The sequence below is a fragment of the Paenisporosarcina sp. P4_B8 genome, from assembly GCF_056402175.1.
Genome location: NZ_JBFUHX010000049.1, coordinates 1 through 920 on the forward strand (window position 1 = coordinate 1; position 920 = coordinate 920).

The following is a 920-nucleotide window of genomic DNA, read 5'->3' on the forward strand; positions in this document are numbered from 1 at the left end:
CTAACGGGTACATTAGTAAAAAGAATCTAGAGGTGATCTAATAATGAATATACAAGTCAGTTTAAAAGATATAATTGAGGAAATGGAAGTACAGTTTGAAGAGTCACGTTCATTATTAAATATTAAAACGGGTGAAATAATCATAGTTACATCTGAGGACTTGCGTGCTGCTGAAGACGAAGAACCATTTGATCATTTACCTGAATGGGAACAAGAAAATAGAATGAATGCAATTGATGTGGTTGAAAACTTTGAAAACTATATAGAGTTACCTACTAAATATGCAGTGAATGAATATGAAATAATGGAAAACTTCAGTTTAAAAGTAAGGGATCAACGGATGCAGGAATCTTTATTAAGGGTCATTAAGGGGAAGGGTGCCTTTAGAAGGTTTAAGGACAAAATAATAGATTTTGAAATAGAAGATCAATGGTATTCATACCGTGATGAGTGTTTTAAACAAATTGCAATTGAATGGTGTCAGGAAAATAATATAAACTTTATAGAATAGAAATAACAGAGATGATTACCGAACCATGAACTGAACCCCGAATAGTAGACACTTTAATAAAAGTGACCCTATCCGGGTTTTTTTCTAATCCTAGACCCCGTTATATCTGGAAGCTAACTATTGTGGACGGGAGCTTTTCAATCGTGACAAAATGGACCAAGCAAAATCGCTTGTATTTCAACCTAATGATTTATGAGTTGTAAGAGCTGCCTAATCAGCTCTTTTTTTGTCACTCACCGAACCGATTAGTTCTACTAAGAAGGGATTATTGGAATGGTGCTGAATAAGTTAATATATGTAAATTATTGAGGCTTTTAAGTGGTGATTAAGGGTGTGTTAATAGTGGAAAGGGAAATAACAGTATTTGCGATTGCTTTTTTGGAGACCTTTGCTCTAGCTGGTGTTTTAT

At 34.0% G+C, this 920-nt stretch carries 1 protein-coding gene; it reads left to right on the forward strand.

From position 1 onward, the window contains the following. The first annotated feature begins 43 nt into the window (after window positions 1-43). Window positions 44-511, forward strand: a complete 468-nt coding sequence (locus tag AC1DSK_RS17370; protein WP_477548679.1) for a UPF0158 family protein — start codon at window positions 44-46, stop codon at window positions 509-511. Window positions 512-920 lie beyond the last annotated feature (409 nt).

What these genes read in the sequence shown, in the direction of transcription:
- AC1DSK_RS17370 (WP_477548679.1), top strand. Translation starts at nt 44, where the DNA reads ATGAATATACAAGTCAGTTTAAAAGATATAATTGAGGAAATGGAAGTA.